Genomic DNA, 21,972 nt, shown 5'->3' with positions numbered 1-21,972 from the left:
CTAAAACGGGGTAAGGAACGATTTCTTTATCCCGTTTTTTTTAACCATTTTTTTAACATATCCGCAAGCAAAAGACCCTCAATCGGTTTTGATAAATAATCATCCATACCCACGCCAAGACATTTTTCTTTATCAGAGAGACTGGCATGGGCTGTTAACGCAATAACAGGAACCCGACTATCAACTGTTTCTGCTGAGTAATATTCACGTAACTTTTGTGTCGCTTCATACCCATCCATAACAGGCATTTGACAGTCCATAAAAATCAAATCATATTTTTGAATGGTTATTCTATCGAGTAATAACTGACCATTATCAACTAAATCAGCCGTAATATTAAATTGACGTAAAAGCCCTGAAATCACTTTTTGATTAATGATGTTATCTTCTGCGACCAATATTTTATAATCGCTATAGTTAGGACGCTCAATACGATTCGGTGACATTATGACGGGTAAATCATCTTTCATATTTAATAGTTTAGATAAAGTGTGAAATAAAACATCTTTACGAATAGGCTTCGCAATACTTTGTAAACTGTTTGTTATTTTATAATCTGGATTAATGACCTTTTCTGAAAATAACAATAAACAGGGTGTTTTTTCATACGCCTCTTTTTGATGTATTTTTTTAACCAGCTCAAGCCCCCCCATCTTAGGTATTTGGGTATCTAATAACAAGACATCATATTTCTTTTGTTGCTCTAATGCATTATCGAGTCGATCCAATGCTAACGAGGCCGATGTCACCTGCTCAACCTCACATCCCCAAAATTGTAAATAATCATCCAGAATAGACTGACTTGCTGAATGACTATCAATAACAAGCACTCGTTTTCCCTTAAAATAGCCTGATGAATGAACCGTTTGACGTTTTGAGGCTAACAAAGGCAGGGTAAACCAAAATAAGGCCCCTTCCCCTAATTGACTGTCCACGCCAATTGAACCCCCCCATAAGCTCAACTAAATCTTTACAAATAGAAAGTCCTAACCCAGTTCCACCAAAGTGACGAGCGGTTGAACTATCGGCTTGCGAAAAAGGTTTAAATAAGTTCTTTTGAATTTTTGGGGTAATACCAACACCCGTATCTTGAATTTCAAAACGTATATCGCATTTTCCATTCTCAGCTACCACCGATTTTACACGAACAAAAACATCCCCTTGTTGCGTAAATTTAATCGCATTTCCTAAAATATTCGTGACTATTTGTCGAATTCTAATCGCATCACCTTGCCAATAAGATTGTATTTCAACATCAAGGGAACACGTCAGTTTTAGGGTGTTATGCCGTGCTTCTATAGCAAGTAAAGAACAGACATCTTCCACTAAATCAGGCAAATGAAATTCAATGGTTTCAAGCTCTAATTTCCCCGCTTCTAACTTAGAGAAGTTTAAAATATCGTTAATAATCGTTAGGAGTGCATTCGCTGAATTTGCCGCTGTTTTTACCATATCACGCTGCTCTGCCTCCATTTCGGTCTCTTTCAATATACTAAGCATTCCTAAAACCCCATTCATTGGCGTTCTAATTTCATGACTCATATTCGCTAAAAAATCACTTTTATTCTTTGCTGCCAGCAACGTGGTTTCATGGGCAAGCCTAAGTGATTCTTGTGCCTTTTCACGTAATAAAGCAATAGCCATCATCTCACTAACCTGCATAAATATATCAATCCTTTCTTGATTTTTTGCAGGATAGGGCGATGTATATAAAAATAAAACCCCTAATATTTCAGTATTAAATGCAATCGGCATAATATAATGCCCATGGGCTTTCATGCCTTCAAATTGATGCTCATGGCGTGGATCACAAAAACAATCATCCGAAATAATCATCTTCCCAGAGACGGCCGTACGACCACATAAACAGGCCCCTAAAGGAATCCGTTTTTCTCTACGAATAAATTCATCACTAAATTGTCCTTTCATCACAAACATATCTAAAAAATCATCAGCCTCGTCTTTAATAAAAACGCCGCCTTTACTTTCTAGCTCACAATTTTTCAAAGAAAATAAAACCGCCATGACCTCAATAAAACGTTGTTTTAAGGGGGATGTTTGTTGCAATATATTCGCAATTTCAAATCGAGCAGCAATATCCTTTTTTTCTATTTCTACGACGATCTCGTGTGACACTTGGGCGCTAATGTCACGTAAAACTTCAACGTAGCCTATATTTTCACCCTCCCTAATTATGGGAGTTATGCTAACGTCAACCCAACATTCCAAAGGATCAGGAGCGGTTGTTTGTCCTAAAATTTTAATTTGCTCCATGCCTTTTCGACGCGCGAGTAATCGACCCGACCAGGGTTTATGCTGTTGTAACCTATGCTGTAATTCTTTTAAACTGGCTTTATCTGTATTAGGACTATTCAAAATATTTGCATTTTTTTTCAATAAAGAAGCACTTGTCCAGCCTGTTAATTGAAAAAAAGATTGATTTGCATAAGAAATATTTCCCTTAATATCCATTAGTAAAATCATATCATTACAGCTATCTAGTGCCTCAAGCAAACTCATGTTAGCAGCCGTTTGTTTTTCAAGGTGTTGCTTTTCTTCAATTATTTGTATAGATAAAGGCCGTAATGCAAAAAACCAAAGCGGTAAAGAACTTGAAAGAGCTAATAAAACAACATCTAAAACAGTTAGTTGTAGCGGCGTTAACACGCTAAAAAAATGAATATTAGACTTGTTCTTTAAGAAGAAGTTAATATATCATGTTAAAATTCCATAGGATAGCCGCTAAAAAAGAAAATAAATCTTTTACACCTTCTTTTTTTATTTCTAAACTTGTCAACTAGGCATCTATATCTTTTCATTCCACCGATTACATGCTCAACAATGACTCTTTCACGACTCATCTCTTTGTTTTCTTTTTTTTGATTTTCTGTTAATGTTGGGTTTGGATTATGCTTAGATTTATTTGGTTTTTTATGAGGAATATTTACCGAATTAGTTTTATATTCATTATTAAACCCCAAATAACCTAAATCAATAAATATATTAAAATTACTAAACCAATTTAATTCTGGATTAAATTCTTTTTTAAACATTCCATAATCATGATTTTTACCTGGAAAACTAACCCCAATATATAAAATTAAATGACCTAAAGAAGCTATAGTGGTATTTTTAATTGTATGCTGTTTTTTTTACCACTGTAAAATTCATTTTGTTCTTCATAGTCACTAGGGCGTTGTACAGCACGCTCTGTAGCATCTATTATCAATGTTTGAACTCCGCCAAAAGCCTGCTGCATTTCTTCAGGGGTTGAAAAACTTGTTGCAGGTAAAACATTAAATATATCTAACGTCTTTATTAAAATTGGAAATAATTTGTATACATGAGTATGGGCGCATGATTTATTCATATTAAAAGAAAACCCTAAGTGATCGAAAGTAGAATAGCACTTCATATAATTTAATATAAATAATAATTTGTCTGCGGGTGTTTTTAATGTGCTATCTAAACCACTACCGTATTTTCTTTCTTTATTTTCATGTTTTTCTTTTTGATCTTCAATAAGGGTCTTTTCAAATAGAGATAATAGTAAAATAAAATGTTCTGTTTTTAATCCTGTTAAAGCTCTTAACTGTCTATCATCATAAATTCTTGGTAAAATTTCTTTTATTTTCATGTTATACTTTGATTTTTATTTTTTATAGAAATTTATTATAAAGCTTATTTATTATTTTTAATAATTTAATTTAAAGTTTATTTATTAGGCTGTATCAACTGATTGTGAATGTTATCAAGTATATATAAGCAATTGATTTTAATATATTTTATTTAGAAGAACAAGTCTATTATTTAATAACAGCATAATAAGTGCTTCAAAGAGGCCGATAATAAAAATAATAAGACATAAGGAATGTATAAAATTTTTTTTCAACGAATAGGAAGCTGATAATGGTTTTATAAAAAAAAATTCTTCATTAAATTTTAGAATAAATTGATTGAAATTGAACAATTAATAATTGCCATACTGATAGGGTTAATTGATAGATAGTATATAGAAATTAAATAAAAAAGGGCGATTATCAGCTAATGCTTACAATTTCTTAATTAAAAATATAAATTTAAATTTTATTTTAAAGAGGGCTGTTTTTATTTTTACCCCTATTTTTTTTATGGTAGAATGCGAAGTTAGTAGATGCTCTCTATTAACATAATAATAAACATCATCTATTAGGTTTTAATCTATGAAATTTTTAAAAAATATTGCGTTAAGTCTTTTTATAGCTGCCTCATCTGTAGGCATTTCTTCTGTTGCCTTTGCAGGACCTTCTCAAGCAATTGATAGTGTTTCAGTCAAAGTAACTGAAGCATCAAAAGCCATTGAAAGTGGTTCTTCAAAAGAAGATATTATTCTTATAATCAGAGAAGCCGCTGATTTAGTTAAAGAAATACATGTTAGTGATAATATTGATGTAAAACGTCAACGTGCTAATGCTCATTTGAAAAAAGCTCGTCTTGCGGCTAAAAAGAGTGATTTAGACGGTGCAAAATCACACTTAAAAGAAGCGACAAAAGCCTTTGCCAATTTAAAAAGTCTTTTATAATAACGCGTTAGGATACTCTTTTGAGTGTCCTATTTATTTTTATCAATAAATTTTTATTCGCGTCGCCATAGGGTTACATTACCCGCAGAATCTTCAAGAACCACCCCTTTCTCCTTTAAATCATCTCGAATTTTATCCGCCATTCCCCACTCTTTATTTTGTTTAGCGGTTATTCGCTCTTGAATGAAGGCTTCAATTTTTTCAGCAGATAGCTCATTATTATTTGAACACGTTCCTTTTAAAAAATCCTCAGGATTTTCTTGTAAAATACCTAAAATAGAACTTAATGAATATAAAGTTGCCGCTAACACGTTAACGCGATGTGGATCTTCCTTATCTTTATTTAATTCTTTGGCAATATCAAATAAAACAGCAAGAGCAATCGCCGTATTAAAATCATCATTCATCGCAGATTCAAAACGCGCGATATAATCGGCATCCCCCGTTCCATCAACTCGTTCGACCCCTCGCAATGCCGTATAAAGTCGCGTTAACGCTGCTTGCGCCTCATTTAACTGAGTATCCGAATAATTCAAGGGACTGCGATAATGACTAGAAAGGATAAAAAACCGAATAACTTCGGGGCGATATTGTTTTAAAACTTCACGCACCGTAAAAAAATTACCCAAGGATTTCGACATTTTTTCATCATCAACGCGAACAAAACCGTTGTGCATCCAATAATTAACAAATTTTTCACCCGTCGCGCCTTCCGATTGCGCTATTTCATTTTCATGATGGGGAAACTGTAAGTCCATCCCGCCCCCATGAATATCAAAATGATTTCCTAAACAACAAGTCGCCATTGCTGAACATTCAATATGCCAACCTGGACGACCTGCGCCCCAAGGAGATTCCCAAGCAGGCTCGCCCTCTTTAGCCATTTTCCAGACGACAAAATCCAAGGGGTTATTTTTCGCATTATCCACATTAACACGCTCACCCGCCTGTAATTCCTCTAACTTTTTACCCGACAAAGCCCCGTACGATTTAAATTTATTAACCGCATAAAATACATCGCCATTGGTTCCGACATAAGCCAATTCATTAACAATCAACTGTTCAATCAGCGCGATAATAGCGGCGATAGACTCCGTTGCTTTCGGTTCACTATCAGGCGGTAATACCGCTAAGGCCCTTTCATCTTCGTGCATCGCCTCAATAAAACGCGCGGTTAATTGCGTAAAGGCTTCTCCTTTCTCATTGGCTCGCTTAATAATTTTATCGTCTATATCGGTCACATTACGCACATAGGTTAACTCATAACCTGAGTATCGAAAATAACGCGCCACCGTATCAAAAACCACCATTACCCGTGCATGACCAATATGACAATAATCATAAACCGTCATTCCACAGACATACATGCCCACTTTGCCTGCAATTCTAGGCGTAAAAACTTCTTTTTTTCGAGTAAGGGTATTATATATTTTCAGCATTTTAGGTAAATAAAGATAAAAAAGACAATAGAATTAGGCCAATTTACCAAGCTTGAATTTCTCTTTCAAGTAAAAAACCATTAAAATGACTGATTTGCATCAACTTTGGAGAAATTTATGCGTTATTTGTTTTTGGGTTTGATGCTGTTTTCATTCACAAACCTATTAATTGCAAAGGAAACCACCATGTCGGTAGAAACAACTCAAGTAAAAATGGTCACATCATTAGGGGATATTATTATTGAAGTTGATAATAAAAACGCACCCGTTTCAGCGGCAAATTTTTTAAATTACGTTAAAGATGGCTTTTATGATGGTACAATTTTTCATCGAGTGATTCCAGGTTTTATGGCACAAGGCGGCGGGTTTGATACCAACTTTAACGAAAAGAAATCAAAAGATCCGATTAATAATGAAGCGAACAACGGTGTAAAGAATACTCGTGGCACCTTAGCAATGGCAAGAACAGGCGATCCGCATTCAGCCAGTTCACAATTTTTTATTAACTATAAAGACAATGACTTCTTAAATTATACAGGCCCGAATCCTCAAGGTTGGGGTTATGCCGTATTTGCTCACGTTGTTGAAGGGATGGATACCATTGATGAAATAGAGAAACAATCAACAAGCTCAAAAGGTCATCATCAAGATGTCCCTAAAATTAATATTGTGATTAAAAAAGCAGAAATTATAAACTAACAACAACGTCCTGAGACGCGATAGTTCGCGTCTCTATCTAAATTATTGTCCCCTCTACAGATGTCTTCTATCCCGCGCTCAGATCATCAAACTATTTTTTTTATTTCAGACCTCCATCTTGCTCTGGAGAAACCTAAAATCACCCAGAATTTTTTAAATTTTTTAACGAATGAAGCCAAAAAAGCCACTAAGATTTATATTTTAGGGGATTTATTTGATGTTTGGCTTGGGGATGATGATTTTATGCCCCCGATTAATAAAATTAAATATCACTTAAAAGAACTCACAGAGTCAGGGGTTATGATTTATTTACAACAAGGTAATCGTGACTTTTTACTAGGCCAACAGTTTTGCCAGCAAACAGGGCTTATATTATTAGATGAATACAGCGTTATTAATTTATTTGGTATTGATACCTTACTAACACATGGTGATTTATTATGTAGCGATGATTTAGCCTATCAAGCGTTTAGAGAAAAATCACATAGCAAGGCTTGGCAACAAAATGTGTTATCGAAACCCTTGGTTTTAAGATTATTAGTAGCACGCTGGTATCGTGTTCGGAGTTTTTTTCATAAAAAAAATAAGTCGTCTGAAATAATGGATGTGAATCAAAACACCGTCATCGAGATAATGCAACACTATCAAGTTACCCGTTTAATTCATGGACATACACATCGTCCTGCACTGCATAATTTTAAAATAAATGAAAATACGGCTCAACGTTTTGTCTTAAGTGAATGGTCAAAAAATACGGTTAATCTCTTATCTTGGAATTCACAGGGCTATCAAATGGTTCCATTAAAAACTTAAAATTTAAAAAAAGTTTGACGAAAGGGTTTTTTATCGTTAACATAGTCAGCTCTTTAAGAGATTAAAGATGACTTAGCACAGACACAAGTCAGCTAGTAGGATTATATCGGGGTATAGCGCAGTTTGGTAGCGCGCCTGCTTTGGGAGCAGGATGTCGGGAGTTCGAATCTCTCTACCCCGACCAATTTGCGTTTGTAGCTCAGCTGGATAGAGCATCGGCCTTCTAAGCCGAGGGTCGCAGGTTCGAGTCCTGCCAAGCGTACCATCTTCTTTAAATTCAAAATTACTTCAATACGCTATGGTGAGCGTAGCTCAGTTGGTAGAGCCCCGGATTGTGATTCCGGTTGTCGTGGGTTCGAGCCCCATCGTTCACCCCAAGTATCCATTATAACGCAAGTCCTCTTATTTTAAATTCTCCAATCATTGCCTTTTCTACTCCCCCTTTAACAAGCACAATTATTACGTCCTTTATTTTTGCTTGATCTAAATAAATTCAACTGCATTTCCCTTACCTCTCTAATTTTAGAGTAATAAATCCGTTAGCAATCTCTTTGTAAATAAACTCGAACTTACTATTTATAACTATACTATATTCAGGTAACTTTTTAAAATAAAAGGACCTGAAATGACTCATAAATTAAAAATATTATTCTATGTATTTTTTACATTTATTATCGTAAGTTGTAATAACCATGAGCCTATAAACAGCTCAGTAGAACAAAAAAACATTCCTGAAAAATTAGCTAATTGTCACATCTTGTATGATGCAGGAAGCAGAGGCCAATAGCTTTAACTATTAACCTCCGATTTAAACTGCCAACCCAAAAATGAAAGAGGCTATTTAACCTCTATTTTTTAATTAATCAAAAACAGGTAAGCCACTTGGAACAGTAGTCGGTGTAGTATGACATAAGTCAAGACAGCTTTGGTCAGTTAATGCGTTTAAAAAATCTAACAAATAAGACACTTCTTCATGGGAAAAGACTTAACTATTAGACGTATGGATTTTATATTTTACTTTTCAGGTGTACTGATGGGCATCTTTATATTGATATTCCAGCAATACACCCGATTAAAAAAAATATTCAAATTAAAAATAACGGGAGGGAAATAAATATCCGTAATCTTAGCTTTAACCAACTGATATTAATATAGTTTTAGGCATTAAAAATAAATGATATTTTATATTTTTTTAACCGTCCTAGATAATCAAGCCCCTTCTAAATTTCTCCTTTTAAAATTTTACAAAAAGCCATTCCAAGGAAATTTAATTATTATAAATCAATTAGTTACCTTTAATTTATTGGCATTAATTCTAACTCCAGTTATTTCAAAGGTTGATTTTATTGGTTGCTTTTTGGTTTTTAGCTTATTGGCTTTCAATAACTCGGATTTTTTGATTCCAATTTTTGTTACTTAAAATGTAGGCAAAAGAAGATAAACGATATATTATGACCTATCCCAAATCATTCTGGTTCTGGGCATAAATCTAATTTTTAGGAATAAACATGAAAGAAATTACAGTTGATAGCAGCCCAAGCGAAGCACTTTTAAAAGAAATGGGTGCTGTTTACTGGCCAACATGGGAAAAAGAAGTGTCTGTATTCCCATGGGAATTTGTTACCACAGAAACGGCTCTTATTTTAGAAGGTGAATGTGAAATGACACCTGCAGAGGGCGGCCCTTCAACTACGTTTAAAGCGGGTGACTTAGTCGTCTTTCCATTAGGCTATAAAGGAACATGGGAAGTTAAAAAAGCACTTAAAAAGCGTTACAAACACAGCGAAGGTGATATTAAGAAACGTTTTTTTAACCGTTTAGCTAGAGTGTTAAATATCATTAAATCAATTATGAAATAAAGCTCACATTCATATCGTGTCCCGTCTTAAGTTGGTAGTCCAACCTTAGATGAACGTGCGGTAGGTTGGAATAAAGAACAAACTCCAATATTTGTTGCAACCAAGCCTAACGAATAAGAATATCTCATAGTGCTTACCTTTGACTTGTTAGCCTATATTTTAATATTGATAGAAAACAATCGCGCAACATTTGCTATGGATTCTTTGTTTTTTTGAGGTGCATTTTTATACCATTCATTAAGATATGTTGAAAATTCTTTTAAATTACTCTTAGAACCAAGGTTTAAATATTCAATAGTTCGGACAGTTTTTGTAACCCATTGATTTAAAAAAGAATTCACCAACACACCTCGTAAATATAAAACCCTTTAAAATCAATGTCTTATAGAATTAAGACCGCTATCTTTTTTAAAACTGTCCGAAGTATTGATAAAGTTGATTAAACTGTTTTGATGTTACTTCCTGCTGATAGTGATGATTATTTTCTGCATATAAATCAGAGGATAAAATAAAAAAACAAAGTAAAATAGTTTTCATAAAAATCTCATTAAAGACTCACAATTGATAGTAAGCACTTTCGCTCGAATAACCTAACATCGCTGGAAATTCAAGATAACCTTACCCATTTTTAAGTTTTTTCCAAGCAGATTCACCCTCATCTTTAGCCATTAGCTGGATATTCAGATAAATATACTTTATATTTAAAATAATAACTGATTCTAAACTCTAATTTAAAAATGTCAATCAAAAAATAAAACGGTTAAGTTAGGTGAAAAATATCAACGAAAATGATACGCTTAACGAGTCCCCTCCCCTTTTTTTCCACAAACCTTTTTTTAAATAAATAAAAAATGGATAAAAATCAATCATCAATAAAAATATAAGGCAACTATTCATGGATTTTGTTGAAAATAACGGTTTATTTACCCAATCTGTCTTTGATGTTTTTGCTCAGAATGAAGATTTCTTATATATAACAGAACATGATTTAAAAAAATCAGCCCAGCATTTAACAGAATTGGTTAACTATTGGAATAAAGCCGCCGCGATGGTTTTACAGCCGCTTTCCAAAGCGGATAAAGCTGTAAAATTACTCGGTGTTCCTATAGGTTTTAAGCTTTTAAACGCCTCTGAAAGCGAGATAGAGCAGGGAATCATTAGGAAAACCTTAGAAATAATAGGCTTTGAACATAAAATTGCGAACAATAAAAGCCTAACAGAAAAAAATAAATCTAATCGTCCTGATATGGTTTTATTCAGTTTGAAGAAAGATATTTATGCGGTTAATAAAGCGTTAGCAAGTAGCAGAACGTTTAACGGGCGAAAATTTTGTCAGCCTGCAGTCTTTATTTTAGAGGCAAAGAAACCTACTGAAAAAACTGAAAATGAAAATCATATTGCCCAGTTACAAGGCTATTTAGATAATTATGCGAAAGACTGGGGTATTTTATCCAATGGTTTAAGTTGGCGTTTATCACATAAAAGCAATCAAGAAAATTATTTTAGATTTGATTTAGTGTTGTTTTTACAACAATTTATTGGAAAAAATAAGTGCAAGCCAAATGATGAGGATATAAAAACCTTTGCTTTATTTGAGCATTTATACGGGGCTAAAGCGCATTCATCGGGTTTTTTAAAGAATCTTTTTAGTGAAACCCAACAAGCTAATGAAAATTTACGCGAAGTTTTAAAACAAAATGCCCATAATGCGGTGGAACACATTGCTAATGGTTTTTGGTTAGATGGTAAAAACCGTGATAAAGGCTTTATTGCAGAAGAACCACAGCAGAAGGATTTAGATTATTTACGCGAGCAATCGTTAATTTTACTTTATCGGTTGTTATTTATTCTTAAAGCAGAAAGTCGGCAATTATTATTAAAAGAAGTGGATGGCGAATTATCCGCTTATGCTCAGGAATACGCGCTTTCAACATTATTAGAAAACTTAGAAGCGAAAACCCCTGCACAATTAGAACGTTCTACCGTTTATCGGGTTCTACAAGCTTTTTTTAAAGATATAGATGGCGGTGATTTAAGTTATGGCGTTCCTGCTTATAACGGCGGATTGTTTGACCCAGAAACCCATACCGATTTAATTAAATGGCGGATGACGGATGCCGCATTAAAAAAGGTTTTAACCGCGTTAATGTATGCCGATGAAGCGCAAAAAGAAGAAATTGTTTGGAAAGAATTAGAAGTTAGGGATTTAGGGGATGTTTACGAAGGCTTATTAGAACAGCGTTTGATTTTAGAGGATAGCGGCGAATTATCAGAATTAGTGTTAAAAAATGAGAAAGGCGAGCGTAAAGCCAGTGGTTCTTATTTCACCCCCGATTCAATGGTGACTCAGTTAGTCAATGCGACTTTATTACCGTCATTAAAAGCCTGTAAAGCTAACCCTAATAAAATTTTAGACTTAAAGGTTTTGGATCCTGCTATGGGGAGTGGGCATTTTTTAGTTAAAGTCGTTGATGTGATGTCGCGTTATTTGGCGATGTATTGTAATCCGCAAGATTTAACTCATCCTGATAAGGGGATTAAAGATACTAAGGATGCCGCAGAACGGGCGTACTGGAAACGTAAAATTATTGATAATTGTATTTATGGGGTCGATTACAACCCGATGTCGGTTGAGTTGGCAAAAGTGGCTTTATGGCTGCATACGGCGGAATATGCCAAACCGTTATCATTTTTATCGCATCATTTAAAGGTCGGTAATACTTTGTTAGGGGCAGATATTGATGAGTTACAAGAGCCTGCGTTAGAACTTAAAGCCTTAAAGTCTGGAATGATATGGAAAGTTAAACCACGCACTAAAGAGACCTTAGAAAATAAACCTCAAAAAGTACCAGTTGAGCAGCAGTTGGATTTATTTTTTATTGACGAAAATATTATCAGTGGGGTACTGGAAAATGTGCGTAATTTATTGGCAGCAAGCAGTGCTAACAGGGATGATATTCATAATAAGCGTAAAAAATATCAACAAATTGTTAGGGAGTTATCTGCCCATAAATTATTAGCCGATTTATGGTGTGTACAGTGGTTTTTTGTTAAACCTGATAGTCGTGGCGAAAAGGCATTTGGTGTTCATGGAAATAGTTTATATAACCAGTTGTTAAAAATTTGTAATATTAAAGATTCTGAATCGCGACAAGTAGAATTAGAAAAATTTAAGAATAATTCCTTCATTAAACGGGTAAGGAAAAATACGGAACATGGTTATGGCGCACGTCCGACGATGTTTTTTCATTGGCAATTAGAATTTCCCGAAGTCGCGTTTGATAAAAGAGGACAACCTAAAACGGATTATGGTTTTGATGTGGTGTTAGGTAATCCACCGTGGAATAAAATTAAACCTGACACTAAAGCCTTTTACGCGCCATACTCTGAAGAAGTTGCCAATACCCAAGGCACTAGTATTAAAAAGTTAGTGCATGAATTAGAGCTAAAACACCCACATTTACCGCAAGAATGGTTAGATTATGAAAATACGATTAAAAAAACGGTGTTCTTTTTAAAAGAAAGTCAGCATTATCAACATCAATCTGCTTTAGTTGAGGGTAAAAAAACAGGCGGCGATCCTGATTTATTTCGTTTTTTTATTGAACGAGCTTATCAATGTGCGCGTGTCGGGGGGCGTGTTGGTTTGGTAACGCCCGCAGGATTATGGCAAGCCGAAGGTTGTACCGCATTAAGACGCTTATTATTTCAGCATAATCAATTAGAACAGCTTTATACCTTTGAAAATTTTCGTAAATGGGCGTTTGGTATTCATACCAGTTTTAAATTTAGTAGTTTTGTGTTTAAAAAATTAGCTGAGGATAAAAAACCCAAAGCAGAGCATACTTTTAAGGCGGCGTTTATGTTGCGCCATGACCGTATTTTAAATGAAACGCCACCGAGTTTACGTTTAATGGATTTATCGTTTGAAGCTGTTCAAGCCTTTAGCCCTGAAACCTTAGCGTTATTAGATTTTAAAGCAGCGGGTGATAGTGCTTTAGTGTCTAAATTGCATCAGAATTTTTCGGCCTTAGGTAAAAGTGATTGGAAAATAAAATATCGTTGTGAATTGCACATGACCAATGATGCGTATTTATTTAAAAAACCTGAATGGATGGCGATACGCGGTTTTACGGGGTTAGTTTCCAATAAAGCGGATTTTTATGAAAATCGCGGTTATGAAAAACTGGAAATTGAATTAAAAAATAAAGAAAATTTGAGTGTTTATCTTCATCCAGACGATAAAAAATCGGCTGAAGAAAATCCACATTTAAACGAAGCTCATTTTTATATTGTCCCTGATGAAACTTATGTACCGTTATACGAAGGGCGTATGGTACATATTTTTGACCATTGCCAAAAAGAATATTTAGAGGGCGAAGGCAGAACGGCTAAATGGGGAAATTTAGATTTTGACAATAAAGCGTTAAAACCCAGAGTTTATGTAAGTTTAAAAGAATCTCAAATTGATTTACATGACAAGCTAGGCTTTTGTGATGTTACAGGTGCGACAAACGAACGAACAACTTTATCTTCATTATTACCAAAAAATATAGCTTGTGGGCATAAAGTTCCGACTTTTACAGTTAAGGATAACTCATCAAAAAATTTAATTCTCCTACAATGCCTAATGTCGTCTTTTGTATGGGATTTTCTGATTCGTTTACGAGTATCAACGTCAATGACCATGAATTTTTTAACCCAAGTTCCCGTGCCTAATTTAGCCGATATTGACGAATTTCTAAGCACAGAATTATGCCAACGCGCGGTTAAATTAAGTTGTACCACCGCAGAAATGGCAAGCTACTGGAATCATGTTTATCCAGATAATACATGGACAGAAGACTCCGCCGAAAAAGACTTAAATAAACGCGCTTTATTACGCGCAGAAATAGATGCTCGCATCGCTAAATTGTATGGATTAAGTTTAGAAGACTACGCGCGTATCCTCACGCATTTTCCCTTATTAGACCGAAACTACGAGCCTCTAACAGGCGATAAATTTGTCGCAGAAGGCACAACCGAAGAAAAAACTGATCGCGCCTTCATCACGCGTGACCTTGCTTTACATGCTTATTTATGTTATCTAAATAAACAAGGAGAAAAAATTCCTTTTATTGACGATTTAGAAAAATTCTACTCCGAACACGTCCAACTTAATCCAATAAGCGAAGAAAGTCGCTTTAGAATCGGCGAGATTAAAGACTTAGAAATTCGCGTAAAAACCGCCCTAAAAAATGGCGCAATTGCTTATTCACCCTCATAAAAAGAGACACTATCATGGCATCAAAAGAATATAAAGTTTTACATATTGTAGAAGGCGGTCTAGGGACTATATTTTTAGGCGCGTCAGGTATTCCTATCAAAAAAATGGAATTAGCCTTAAATAAAGAAGCTGCTGCGGGTTGGTCATTGGCTTTTCAAATCGTTGAGCAAAAACGCTTTTTACTTTTTTGGAAACGTGAAGCCGTTATTATTACCCTAGAACGCTAATCCCTAACAAAAGGCGGCGACGGTCGCCTTTTGTCATTATTTTTATCAAGGTAGTTAAAATGACAACCCAAGAAGCCGCTCAAGAGCATGAAGAATCTATTAGAAAAAAAGTTCGTAATCTCTCTGATGACCAACGCCTTGCCTTTTTTAAAGAATCTGAAAAAAAACTTAAAGATCCTGATACCTATGCAACTTTAAATTATATTTTTATCGCAGGCCTTCATCATTTTTATTTAGGAAAATGGGGCTTAGGTTTAATGAATATTTCTATTTTTTGGACGGGAGTCATTCTTTTATTTTCCGATTACACAACCAGTGGCCTTGTTGTTATTGCTGCCATTAGCATCTTTGAGTTTTATGAACTCTTTAAATCACAAGTTATTGTTCAAGAATATAACAATAAAATGATGGAAGAAATTTATACGCAGATTAATCAATAATTTAATCGGATGGATCCCACCTTTTTCAGACAAATAAAAATCCCTCCTTCGTTAAAAATGCTGATGATGAATATTGTAAAGACTAAAAATAGCGAAACGACTTCCTTCTTGTAAGCTGGAATCTATTGGTTGATTTGCATGACCTTAGTATCCGATAGCGCAGTTACCGTGCCGTCAATAACCTCACGATTAAGTCGTGATAAATCACCAAAAATATCCGCAACCCCTAATTTAATTTCACCCATTTCTCTCTTATTAAGACTTACGGCCCCTTCTGTAATAATAAAAAGATCCTTATTATTTTCATTTTCTGTCAAAATAACTCACATTGAGCGGCTATTATCACTTGAAAAATTGATTTAAACTACACACCTTATTTTCATATTTTAAATGTAGAAAAATTATCGCAACCAACTATTCAATAGAACGCTTAGATCACTTAGGAATTGTGGCAGGAGTAATAAAAGACTTGAACATTGTTCAGCTCATTGACGAACGCCTTGGTACTTTCGAAAGCGAAAGAGGCGCATTACATCATTGGCGGTAATACCGATCCAAAAGAGCTGAGCGATCAAGAAGTTGTACAGGCTTACAAAGAGCAGCATCAAGTAGAACGCGGCTTTCGTTTTCTCAAAGACCCGTTGTTTTTTGCATCCTCGTTATTTGTCAAAACGCCAAAGCGCATTATGGCGTTATTAATGGTGATGTTATTGTCATTGTTGGTGTATGGGATTGCAGAAAGACGAATGCGAGCCAGTTTAGCTGAACAGGGTGAAACGTTACCGAATCAAATTCACCAACCGACAGCCACTCCGACTTTGCGTTGGGTCTTTCAGTTATTGTATGGCATTCATTGTCTTGAGGTTTCCACTGAAAAACAGACGCAGCAAGTAATTGAAGGGCTTACACCTTTGCGACAGAAAATCTTGCTTCTTTTTGGGAGAACGGTGGCAGAGATATATCAACTTTCTTATGAGTCATAGCCGCTCAATGTCAGTTTTAATTCCATAAATCATGCCTCATTTTTAGTCGTGTTATTGAAGTATTTAATCGTTTAAATTAAAATAATGGCCTTAATTGTAACAAAAAATTACAATCTTTTCCTTAAACCATCATGCCCCTCATCATCATTTTCAATGTCATTAGGTTGTAACTATGTATTGTGTTAAATCTACACACATAATTGAAGAAATTATTAAGAAATCACGTTTTATAGGGATTATTATGTCCTGTGAATCAGAAGGTCATTGTTTAGAATCCCTAAATCAGCTTCATCAAGCCTACCCACAGGCCAGTCATATTGCATTTGCTTATCGAATAAAATCGTCAACAGGATTAGTTTATCGTTTTCATGATGCAGGTGAACCTTCGGGGACTGCGGGGAAACCTATTTTCAAGCATTTGGAAGGCAAGCAATTAATTAACGTGCTAATCGTCGTTATTCGTTATTTTGGCGGTATAAAATTAGGAGCAGGTGGATTAACCCGTGCTTATGGTAATACCGCGTCTAAAGTAATTGCCACGACTGAACTTATTAGTTATATCGACTATGTAACGATTAACGTTTGTTTAGCCTATCCACAAATGCAATTATTTGAATATCAATTAAAAAAATTAGAGGGTAAAATTATAGATCAGAATTTTACGGATAAAATACGACTTTTAATCATAATTCCTCAACAAAATTTAAATAAACTGACTAGCCTTTATAGTAGAGAGACTCGTGTTATAAAAAAATAAAATACGATAACCACTCCATTAAAATGAGATGCAATACGGGCTACGGGACACTATGGAACAAGGCTTAACCTCAACTTGTCCCGTTTTAAGTGGGTAGACGCAATGCATTGCATCTCAATTATTTATGCGTTTATATTTTTATCCTCCTTTAGTATCTTTTTTCGCCAGTCCTCTATCATTAATTGTAATAATTCGAGGGTCATTGATTCTGAAGCAATCTCATCATCATGAATATTTTCTAAAAATACCTTATCTGCAGTGAGTTGTAATTCGTAAACATTGCCACAAAAACAGCTTGTTTTAAGCGGTCTTTGTTTTAAAGCGAGTAAAATATCATCACAAAAATCAATATTTTTATTAATGTCTGTGATTAAAAAATCCATAAATAAAGCGGAATACTGAGGCATCATTTTAATTTTTTAAGGTTGAGGAAAGGCGGTATTAACCCGGCTTCCATTTTTCATTAATCCCATTCGTATCGTAAACGTATCGCCATTAAATTGTAAACAATAACCTCTACTGTCAGGTTTAGGGGCGGATTGCCCTAAAATTCCCCATTGTCGATGGTTAGCGGTCTTATGAGTAGAGGCATAAATCACCGATCGGGTAATCGTCGCTAACGTACAATGATCGGGGAAAAAAGTAGAAAACTTACTTTTTCCATCGCTAAATTTAACTTTAGCACTATAAATCCCGCCTTTGAGTTGTTTTTTATTAGAAATTCCCGTGACAAGGGGGGAGGTTGAGAGTAAATAATTGGAATGAACGCCTTTATTGCGCCCGTTCTTACTTTCACCACAAAAAATATGTTTTAAATTAACCGCAGGTCGGCTGTCACTCCATGTTACCAGCTTGCTTTGACAAGAAAGTTCGGCATGAGCTGCGACTGGAAGCATTAATAGTAAATAAGAAAAAAGTCGTACTTTTAACGTAAGCATCAATAATTACCGTGTAGTTTAAAAAACAGAATCGGTTATTATAGTCTTAAAGTTAAAGTTCTCATTAATCTTGTTCCTAAAGTATTTCTTTGAATATCAAGCAATGCTCTCTATCATTTTACGAATATTAAAATCAGGCGTATTATTATGAAGATGGATAAAATAAAATTACTTTATGTAGAAAATATAATCACTCGAAAAACATCCCTCGTTCAACAACAGCTCACATTTTTTATTTTGGTTGAAAATGTCAGTTACAGCAAACAAGTCGATGTTATCTGGGCGGGAGAAGATGATATTTGGCATACCTTACCCGTTAATTTTCATGGTATGCAAGGGCTTGATAAGGAGCATTGGCACGCGACAATTAATTTTGATTTAACGCCAAAACAATCCCTAGCAGGTAACATTAAATTTAGTTTACGTTATCGGGTTTCAGGCAAAGAATATTGGGATAATAATCATGGGCTTAATTATGCCGCTGAAGCCGATTCGGGTATCCAATTAACCCATAACCAGCAAATACAAAATGTAGGTTTTGATAATCATCTTGAAGATAAGCCCCAATCTATTGCCCTCACGATTGCGGTGGCAAATGCATTTAATGCAAAAACAGTCACCATTCACTGGACGACCAATCGCTGGGAAACGACCCATAAAACAAAGTGTTGTTTGAATCATAATTACTGGGACACGAATTTTCAAAGCAATGCTAGAAATCCAAATCAATATGAGACTCAGCTTTGGACGGCTGAATTAAAAGGCGAGGATTGGTTTAAATCAGAATATATTATTAAGTGTGAAAATAGTGCGCAAACGTTATGGGAGAATAATGCAGAACATAATTATCGTTTTCAGCATGAACGATTAAAAATTCTTATCCTCAACTTACATTGCTATCAAGAAGAAAATCAGGATGATAAATTCACACAAATTGCAAAAACGATTGATAAATTAGAAATTGATATTGTCTGTTTACAGGAAGTCGCTGAATACTGGCGGGATGGTGAGGGCGACTGGGAGTCTAATTCGGCAAAAATTATTAATGACCGTTTAAATAAACCCTTTTACCTTCATAACGACTGGTCACATTTAGGCTTTGATAAATACAGGGAAGGCGTGGCTATTTTAAGCCGTTACCCGTTGTCGAATAAAGAATCAAGCTATGTCTCAGAAAGTCATGATATTTACAGTATTCATTCCCGTAAAGTCGTTGCCGCTGAAGTTTATGTCCCTTTCATCGGTAAAATCAATGTCTTTTCTGCCCATTTAAGTTGGCTGGAAGATGGTTTTAAAGCTCAATTCGAACAATTACAACAATGGGCCGATAAAAATAACCGTGATGAGATTAAAGCCACGTTACTTTGTGGTGATTTTAATGTTGCCGCAGGCTCTAGCGGCTATCAATTAATCGTTGATTCAGGGGATTATGAAGATCAATTTTTAGCGATTAATAAACAGGGGGTTTTTGAAAAAGTTTTCAAGGTTAATGATGACCATTGGCGTGAGCTTTTAGCCGATGATTACCGAATTGACTATATTTTTATGAAAAAAGGTAGCGAATTACAGATCACTTCTGCTAAGGTTATTTTTACGGATCAAGATTATGGGCCAGTCTCAGATCATTGTGGTTACTTTATGACATTTGAACCTCGTTAAAAGGATGTACTATGCAAATAGCTGAACACTACGCCAAACCAGTACAAGGTGAGTTAGGGGGTTCATTCGCTAGAACCAATGATTTTAATCATAAATTTTTTTTACGCTGGGGGAAAATTGACTTTGAACTCTTTCAAGGCGATCAAATTAATTTAAAAGTTATTTTAAAGGTTTATCGAAATCATAATATTTGTGAAACTTATATCGTAGATACCGATGCCTATGATATTAAATGGAACCATCATAAACGTAGAACAAGAGATTTTTACCTCCATCCCTTTTCCAATTCGTTTGGTTCCATTAATTGTGTTAAATTTTCGTTTATTATTCATCAAGGTAACCACTCCATTGCCTCGAAAAAAGATTATGTGTTTATGGATTGGTCGCTATTACATGGGGATTCAGGTAAACCACAAACCCGTGAAATAACCGCGCTTCACTCGACACCCAATAGCTATCAAACCTATGAGTTACAAGCCAATGCGCTACAAGATGATGTTAATTGGATAAATCATCATTTTGAATCATTGCATTTGATGCCTAAGTTTACCAAAGGACAGCCTAATCATCCTTACCATCCTAAAAGCTATATCCATTCCCTCATTGATAAGGTTATTACCTCAAAACAACAATCGCCCGATCGACTTTGTACGATTAAAGTAAGTGTTGATTGTATTGATGATACGGATTTCATAACCCATTTAATTCATGCCAGCACACAAGGCGTTTGGGTGCAATGCATTGTGGATTGGCGAAAAATGACCTTAACCAACAGTCCTAATTATGCACGTTTAAAACAAGCAGGCGTTGAACTCATGGGGGTTGTCTGTAGCCCGAATCACTCACTTATTGAAGTTGAACCCGATATGCACACAAAATTCATTATTTTTAATGATGAAGATTGTATCTTAGGCTCGTTTAATATCACCTTTGATCGCTGGTGGGCAAACTGGGAATCAGGAATGACCTTTCATTCTAAGGGCGTTTGCCGATTGCTCGACAATATTTTTCAAAGCCAACGAGGCGGAGTTATTCAGCACTACGGCATAGATCCTTTTAGCCACTTTAACTTGCTTTATACCTTTGGGCATCACACGCTGCAAAATGGAGAAAATTATTTACCTCATCATGCTATTTTAGCTGAAATTAATCGCGCTCAAACCTCCATTAAAATAAGTTTGTTTTTGATTGGCGAATTATTAGGCAATCATAATGACAGTGTCATTTGTGCGTTAATTCATGCTAAAAATAGAGGGGTTCATGTCCATATATTATTCAATGGTCATTTAGCGAGGCAAGGAAAAATTGGGGTCGAGCGAACGATGGAAGAAGAGTTAAATCGTCCTCTGCTGCCTGTGATTGATCGTTTAAAATCAGCGGGGATTGTTGTAGGTCTGGTTTATGGTCAAGACGATCACCCCATCCCTTACTCTCCCATCCATTCTAAATATTGTATTATTGATAAATCTATTATGATAGAGGGAAGTTTTAATTGGTATAATACCTCTGTTTTTTCGCATGACTTAATTGTTATTGCAGCCAATTCTGAAATTGTAAAACCCTATTTATACGAGTTTGAACGAATACAGCAATTATTTCGAGTTTATTAAGCCGGCGTGCATTTTTAAACTAACGTGAATAAACACTCCGTGTAGAGTATATAGCGTAAAATTTTTTGACCTTACGCTCGTTTTCAACCCCTACTTTCTATTGACAACTACCCAAGAGGAAATCACATGGCCGTACAATTAAACAAAGGTGGCAGGCTGTCACTTTCCAAAGAAAACCCAGGTTTAAAAAAAATCCAAGTCGGTTTAGGCTGGGATGAGCGTCAAACAGATGGCGCAACCTATGATTTAGATGCCTCCGCATTTATTTTAGACGCATCCGATAAAGTAAGAAGTGATTCTGATTTTATTTTTTATAATAATTTAACGGGGGCAAATAATGCCGTTGAACATCAAGGTGATAATTTAACAGGCGATGGCGAAGGCGATGATGAAGTGGTAAAGCTGGACTTATCCCTTCTTAACCAGCAAATGGATATTGCAAAAATTGCAATTGTCGTTACCATCCACGATGCCGATGCAAAAAATCAAAATTTTGGACAGATAGAAAATGCGTTTATTCGTATTGTTAATGATGAGACCAACCAAGAAATTGTACGTTTTGACTTAACCGAAGATTATTCCATTGAAACCGCCATGATTTTTGGTGAAATTTATAAGAAAAATGGGGAATGGCGTTTTTCAGCCGTCGGTCAAGGTTTTGCGGGGGGCTTATCCGCTGTTTGTAGTCGTTATGGCATTGATGCCGCTTAAACGTTTGAG

General features: G+C 35.2%; 21 protein-coding genes and 3 tRNA genes. 15 read left to right on the top strand and 9 right to left on the bottom strand.

Annotated elements, in window-relative coordinates:
- Positions 1-26: 26 nt before the first annotated feature.
- From Q9M50_10365 to Q9M50_10350, 4 genes are read right to left on the bottom strand one after another with little or no spacing between them, the layout of a single operon-like run.
- Complete coding sequence (locus tag Q9M50_10365; protein ID MDQ7091028.1) at positions 27-935, bottom strand: response regulator; 909 nt, start codon at positions 933-935, stop codon at positions 27-29.
- Positions 841-2,667, bottom strand: coding sequence for an ATP-binding protein (locus Q9M50_10360; GenBank protein MDQ7091027.1), 1,827 nt, complete (start codon positions 2,665-2,667; stop codon positions 841-843). The genes Q9M50_10365 and Q9M50_10360 overlap by 95 nt, the downstream gene beginning before the upstream one ends.
- A 53-nt stretch (positions 2,668-2,720) precedes the next feature.
- Positions 2,721-3,092, bottom strand: coding sequence for a transposase family protein (locus tag Q9M50_10355; protein MDQ7091026.1), 372 nt, complete (start codon positions 3,090-3,092; stop codon positions 2,721-2,723).
- Positions 3,093-3,118: 26 nt separating this feature from the next.
- Positions 3,119-3,637: a transposase family protein gene (locus tag Q9M50_10350; GenBank protein ID MDQ7091025.1), complete on the bottom strand. Its 519-nt coding sequence runs from the start codon at positions 3,635-3,637 to the stop codon at positions 3,119-3,121.
- Positions 3,638-4,202: 565 nt separating this feature from the next.
- On the opposite strand from Q9M50_10350, the gene Q9M50_10345 reads away from it, so the two are divergent.
- A complete protein-coding gene (locus tag Q9M50_10345; protein MDQ7091024.1) occupies positions 4,203-4,562 on the top strand; it encodes a hypothetical protein in 360 nt (119 codons plus the stop codon).
- A 53-nt stretch (positions 4,563-4,615) separates the two neighbouring features.
- On the opposite strand, the gene cysS is transcribed toward Q9M50_10345, so the two are convergent.
- Positions 4,616-6,001 (bottom strand): cysteine--tRNA ligase, encoded by a 1,386-nt coding sequence (cysS, locus tag Q9M50_10340; protein MDQ7091023.1) that lies wholly within the window; start codon positions 5,999-6,001, stop codon positions 4,616-4,618.
- A 117-nt stretch (positions 6,002-6,118) separates the two neighbouring features.
- Between cysS and Q9M50_10335 the strand changes: the two genes are divergently transcribed.
- The 6 genes from Q9M50_10335 (at position 6,119) to Q9M50_10310 (ending at position 9,372) form a co-directional block, all read left to right on the top strand.
- Positions 6,119-6,700, top strand: a complete 582-nt coding sequence (locus tag Q9M50_10335) for a peptidylprolyl isomerase (protein MDQ7091022.1) — start codon at positions 6,119-6,121, stop codon at positions 6,698-6,700.
- A 60-nt stretch (positions 6,701-6,760) separates the two neighbouring features.
- Entirely contained in the window at positions 6,761-7,513 is a 753-nt protein-coding gene (locus Q9M50_10330) for a UDP-2,3-diacylglucosamine diphosphatase (protein ID MDQ7091021.1), read from the top strand.
- 107 nt (positions 7,514-7,620) lie between these two features.
- Positions 7,621-7,697: transfer RNA gene (locus Q9M50_10325), tRNA-Pro, on the top strand.
- 4 nt (positions 7,698-7,701) lie between these two features.
- A tRNA-Arg gene (locus Q9M50_10320) sits at positions 7,702-7,778 on the top strand.
- 36 nt (positions 7,779-7,814) lie between these two features.
- A tRNA-His gene (locus tag Q9M50_10315) sits at positions 7,815-7,890 on the top strand.
- Positions 7,891-9,021: 1,131 nt separating this feature from the next.
- The gene (locus Q9M50_10310) at positions 9,022-9,372 is read left to right on the top strand and encodes a cupin domain-containing protein (protein ID MDQ7091020.1); all 351 of its coding nucleotides are present in this window, start codon (positions 9,022-9,024) and stop codon (positions 9,370-9,372) included.
- Positions 9,373-9,780: 408 nt separating this feature from the next.
- Here Q9M50_10310 and Q9M50_10305 read toward each other — a convergent pair whose 3' ends face one another.
- The gene (locus Q9M50_10305) at positions 9,781-9,909 is read right to left on the bottom strand and encodes a hypothetical protein (GenBank protein ID MDQ7091019.1); all 129 of its coding nucleotides are present in this window, start codon (positions 9,907-9,909) and stop codon (positions 9,781-9,783) included.
- A gap of 358 nt (positions 9,910-10,267) precedes the next feature.
- On the opposite strand from Q9M50_10305, the gene Q9M50_10300 reads away from it, so the two are divergent.
- The 3 genes from Q9M50_10300 to Q9M50_10290 are packed head-to-tail and all read left to right on the top strand — an operon-like array spanning position 10,268 to position 15,305.
- Positions 10,268-14,638 (top strand): N-6 DNA methylase, encoded by a 4,371-nt coding sequence (locus Q9M50_10300; GenBank protein MDQ7091018.1) that lies wholly within the window; start codon positions 10,268-10,270, stop codon positions 14,636-14,638.
- A gap of 14 nt (positions 14,639-14,652) precedes the next feature.
- Positions 14,653-14,865 (top strand): DUF4177 domain-containing protein, encoded by a 213-nt coding sequence (locus tag Q9M50_10295; protein ID MDQ7091017.1) that lies wholly within the window; start codon positions 14,653-14,655, stop codon positions 14,863-14,865.
- Between the two features lie 59 nt (positions 14,866-14,924).
- Positions 14,925-15,305, top strand: a complete 381-nt coding sequence (locus tag Q9M50_10290) for a hypothetical protein (protein MDQ7091016.1) — start codon at positions 14,925-14,927, stop codon at positions 15,303-15,305.
- Positions 15,306-15,427: 122 nt separating this feature from the next.
- Here the strand turns inward: Q9M50_10290 and Q9M50_10285 are convergent, their stop codons facing one another.
- Positions 15,428-15,622, bottom strand: a complete 195-nt coding sequence (locus Q9M50_10285) for a hypothetical protein (GenBank protein MDQ7091015.1) — start codon at positions 15,620-15,622, stop codon at positions 15,428-15,430.
- 183 nt (positions 15,623-15,805) lie between these two features.
- Here Q9M50_10285 and Q9M50_10280 point away from each other — a divergent pair, with 183 nt between their 5' ends.
- Together Q9M50_10280 and Q9M50_10275 are read left to right on the top strand one after the other, a co-directional pair.
- Positions 15,806-16,288 carry an IS1634 family transposase gene (locus Q9M50_10280; GenBank protein ID MDQ7091014.1) on the top strand — a complete coding sequence of 161 codons (483 nt, stop codon included), beginning with the start codon at positions 15,806-15,808 and terminating at the stop codon, positions 16,286-16,288.
- 172 nt (positions 16,289-16,460) lie between these two features.
- Positions 16,461-17,045, top strand: coding sequence for a YigZ family protein (locus Q9M50_10275; protein MDQ7091013.1), 585 nt, complete (start codon positions 16,461-16,463; stop codon positions 17,043-17,045).
- Between the two features lie 122 nt (positions 17,046-17,167).
- Here Q9M50_10275 and Q9M50_10270 read toward each other — a convergent pair whose 3' ends face one another.
- Together Q9M50_10270 and Q9M50_10265 are read right to left on the bottom strand one after the other, a co-directional pair.
- Entirely contained in the window at positions 17,168-17,455 is a 288-nt protein-coding gene (locus tag Q9M50_10270; protein MDQ7091012.1) for a hypothetical protein, read from the bottom strand.
- A 9-nt stretch (positions 17,456-17,464) separates the two neighbouring features.
- A complete protein-coding gene (locus Q9M50_10265; GenBank protein ID MDQ7091011.1) occupies positions 17,465-17,941 on the bottom strand; it encodes an EndoU domain-containing protein in 477 nt (158 codons plus the stop codon).
- A gap of 189 nt (positions 17,942-18,130) precedes the next feature.
- On the opposite strand from Q9M50_10265, the gene Q9M50_10260 reads away from it, so the two are divergent.
- From Q9M50_10260 to Q9M50_10250, 3 genes are all read left to right on the top strand, one after another.
- Entirely contained in the window at positions 18,131-19,642 is a 1,512-nt protein-coding gene (locus Q9M50_10260) for an endonuclease/exonuclease/phosphatase family protein (GenBank protein ID MDQ7091010.1), read from the top strand.
- Between the two features lie 11 nt (positions 19,643-19,653).
- On the top strand, positions 19,654-21,252 hold the full coding sequence (locus Q9M50_10255; protein MDQ7091009.1) for a phospholipase D-like domain-containing protein: 1,599 nt from the start codon (positions 19,654-19,656) through the stop codon (positions 21,250-21,252).
- A 126-nt stretch (positions 21,253-21,378) separates the two neighbouring features.
- Positions 21,379-21,963: a TerD family protein gene (locus tag Q9M50_10250; GenBank protein ID MDQ7091008.1), complete on the top strand. Its 585-nt coding sequence runs from the start codon at positions 21,379-21,381 to the stop codon at positions 21,961-21,963.
- Positions 21,964-21,972 lie beyond the last annotated feature (9 nt).

The organism is Methylococcales bacterium (genome assembly GCA_030949405.1).
Lineage (GTDB): Bacteria > Pseudomonadota > Gammaproteobacteria > Methylococcales > Methylomonadaceae > WTBX01.
Note: the sequence above shows the minus strand (reverse complement) of the source record. Positions and strands in the feature narration are given on the sequence as shown.

What these genes read in the sequence shown, in the direction of transcription:
- Q9M50_10350 (MDQ7091025.1), bottom strand. Translation starts at nt 3,637, where the DNA reads ATGAAAATAAAAGAAATTTTACCAAGAATTTATGATGATAGACAGTTA.
- cysS (MDQ7091023.1), bottom strand. Translation starts at nt 6,001, where the DNA reads ATGCTGAAAATATATAATACCCTTACTCGAAAAAAAGAAGTTTTTACG.
- Q9M50_10330 (MDQ7091021.1), top strand. Translation starts at nt 6,761, where the DNA reads ATGTCTTCTATCCCGCGCTCAGATCATCAAACTATTTTTTTTATTTCA.
- Q9M50_10250 (MDQ7091008.1), top strand. Translation starts at nt 21,379, where the DNA reads ATGGCCGTACAATTAAACAAAGGTGGCAGGCTGTCACTTTCCAAAGAA.
- Q9M50_10310 (MDQ7091020.1), top strand. Translation starts at nt 9,022, where the DNA reads ATGAAAGAAATTACAGTTGATAGCAGCCCAAGCGAAGCACTTTTAAAA.
- Q9M50_10335 (MDQ7091022.1), top strand. Translation starts at nt 6,119, where the DNA reads ATGCGTTATTTGTTTTTGGGTTTGATGCTGTTTTCATTCACAAACCTA.
- Q9M50_10345 (MDQ7091024.1), top strand. Translation starts at nt 4,203, where the DNA reads ATGAAATTTTTAAAAAATATTGCGTTAAGTCTTTTTATAGCTGCCTCA.
- Q9M50_10305 (MDQ7091019.1), bottom strand. Translation starts at nt 9,909, where the DNA reads ATGAAAACTATTTTACTTTGTTTTTTTATTTTATCCTCTGATTTATAT.
- Q9M50_10255 (MDQ7091009.1), top strand. Translation starts at nt 19,654, where the DNA reads ATGCAAATAGCTGAACACTACGCCAAACCAGTACAAGGTGAGTTAGGG.
- Q9M50_10260 (MDQ7091010.1), top strand. Translation starts at nt 18,131, where the DNA reads ATGAAGATGGATAAAATAAAATTACTTTATGTAGAAAATATAATCACT.
- Q9M50_10270 (MDQ7091012.1), bottom strand. Translation starts at nt 17,455, where the DNA reads ATGATGCCTCAGTATTCCGCTTTATTTATGGATTTTTTAATCACAGAC.
- Q9M50_10290 (MDQ7091016.1), top strand. Translation starts at nt 14,925, where the DNA reads ATGACAACCCAAGAAGCCGCTCAAGAGCATGAAGAATCTATTAGAAAA.
- Q9M50_10295 (MDQ7091017.1), top strand. Translation starts at nt 14,653, where the DNA reads ATGGCATCAAAAGAATATAAAGTTTTACATATTGTAGAAGGCGGTCTA.
- Q9M50_10300 (MDQ7091018.1), top strand. Translation starts at nt 10,268, where the DNA reads ATGGATTTTGTTGAAAATAACGGTTTATTTACCCAATCTGTCTTTGAT.
- Q9M50_10265 (MDQ7091011.1), bottom strand. Translation starts at nt 17,941, where the DNA reads ATGCTTCCAGTCGCAGCTCATGCCGAACTTTCTTGTCAAAGCAAGCTG.
- Q9M50_10275 (MDQ7091013.1), top strand. Translation starts at nt 16,461, where the DNA reads ATGTATTGTGTTAAATCTACACACATAATTGAAGAAATTATTAAGAAA.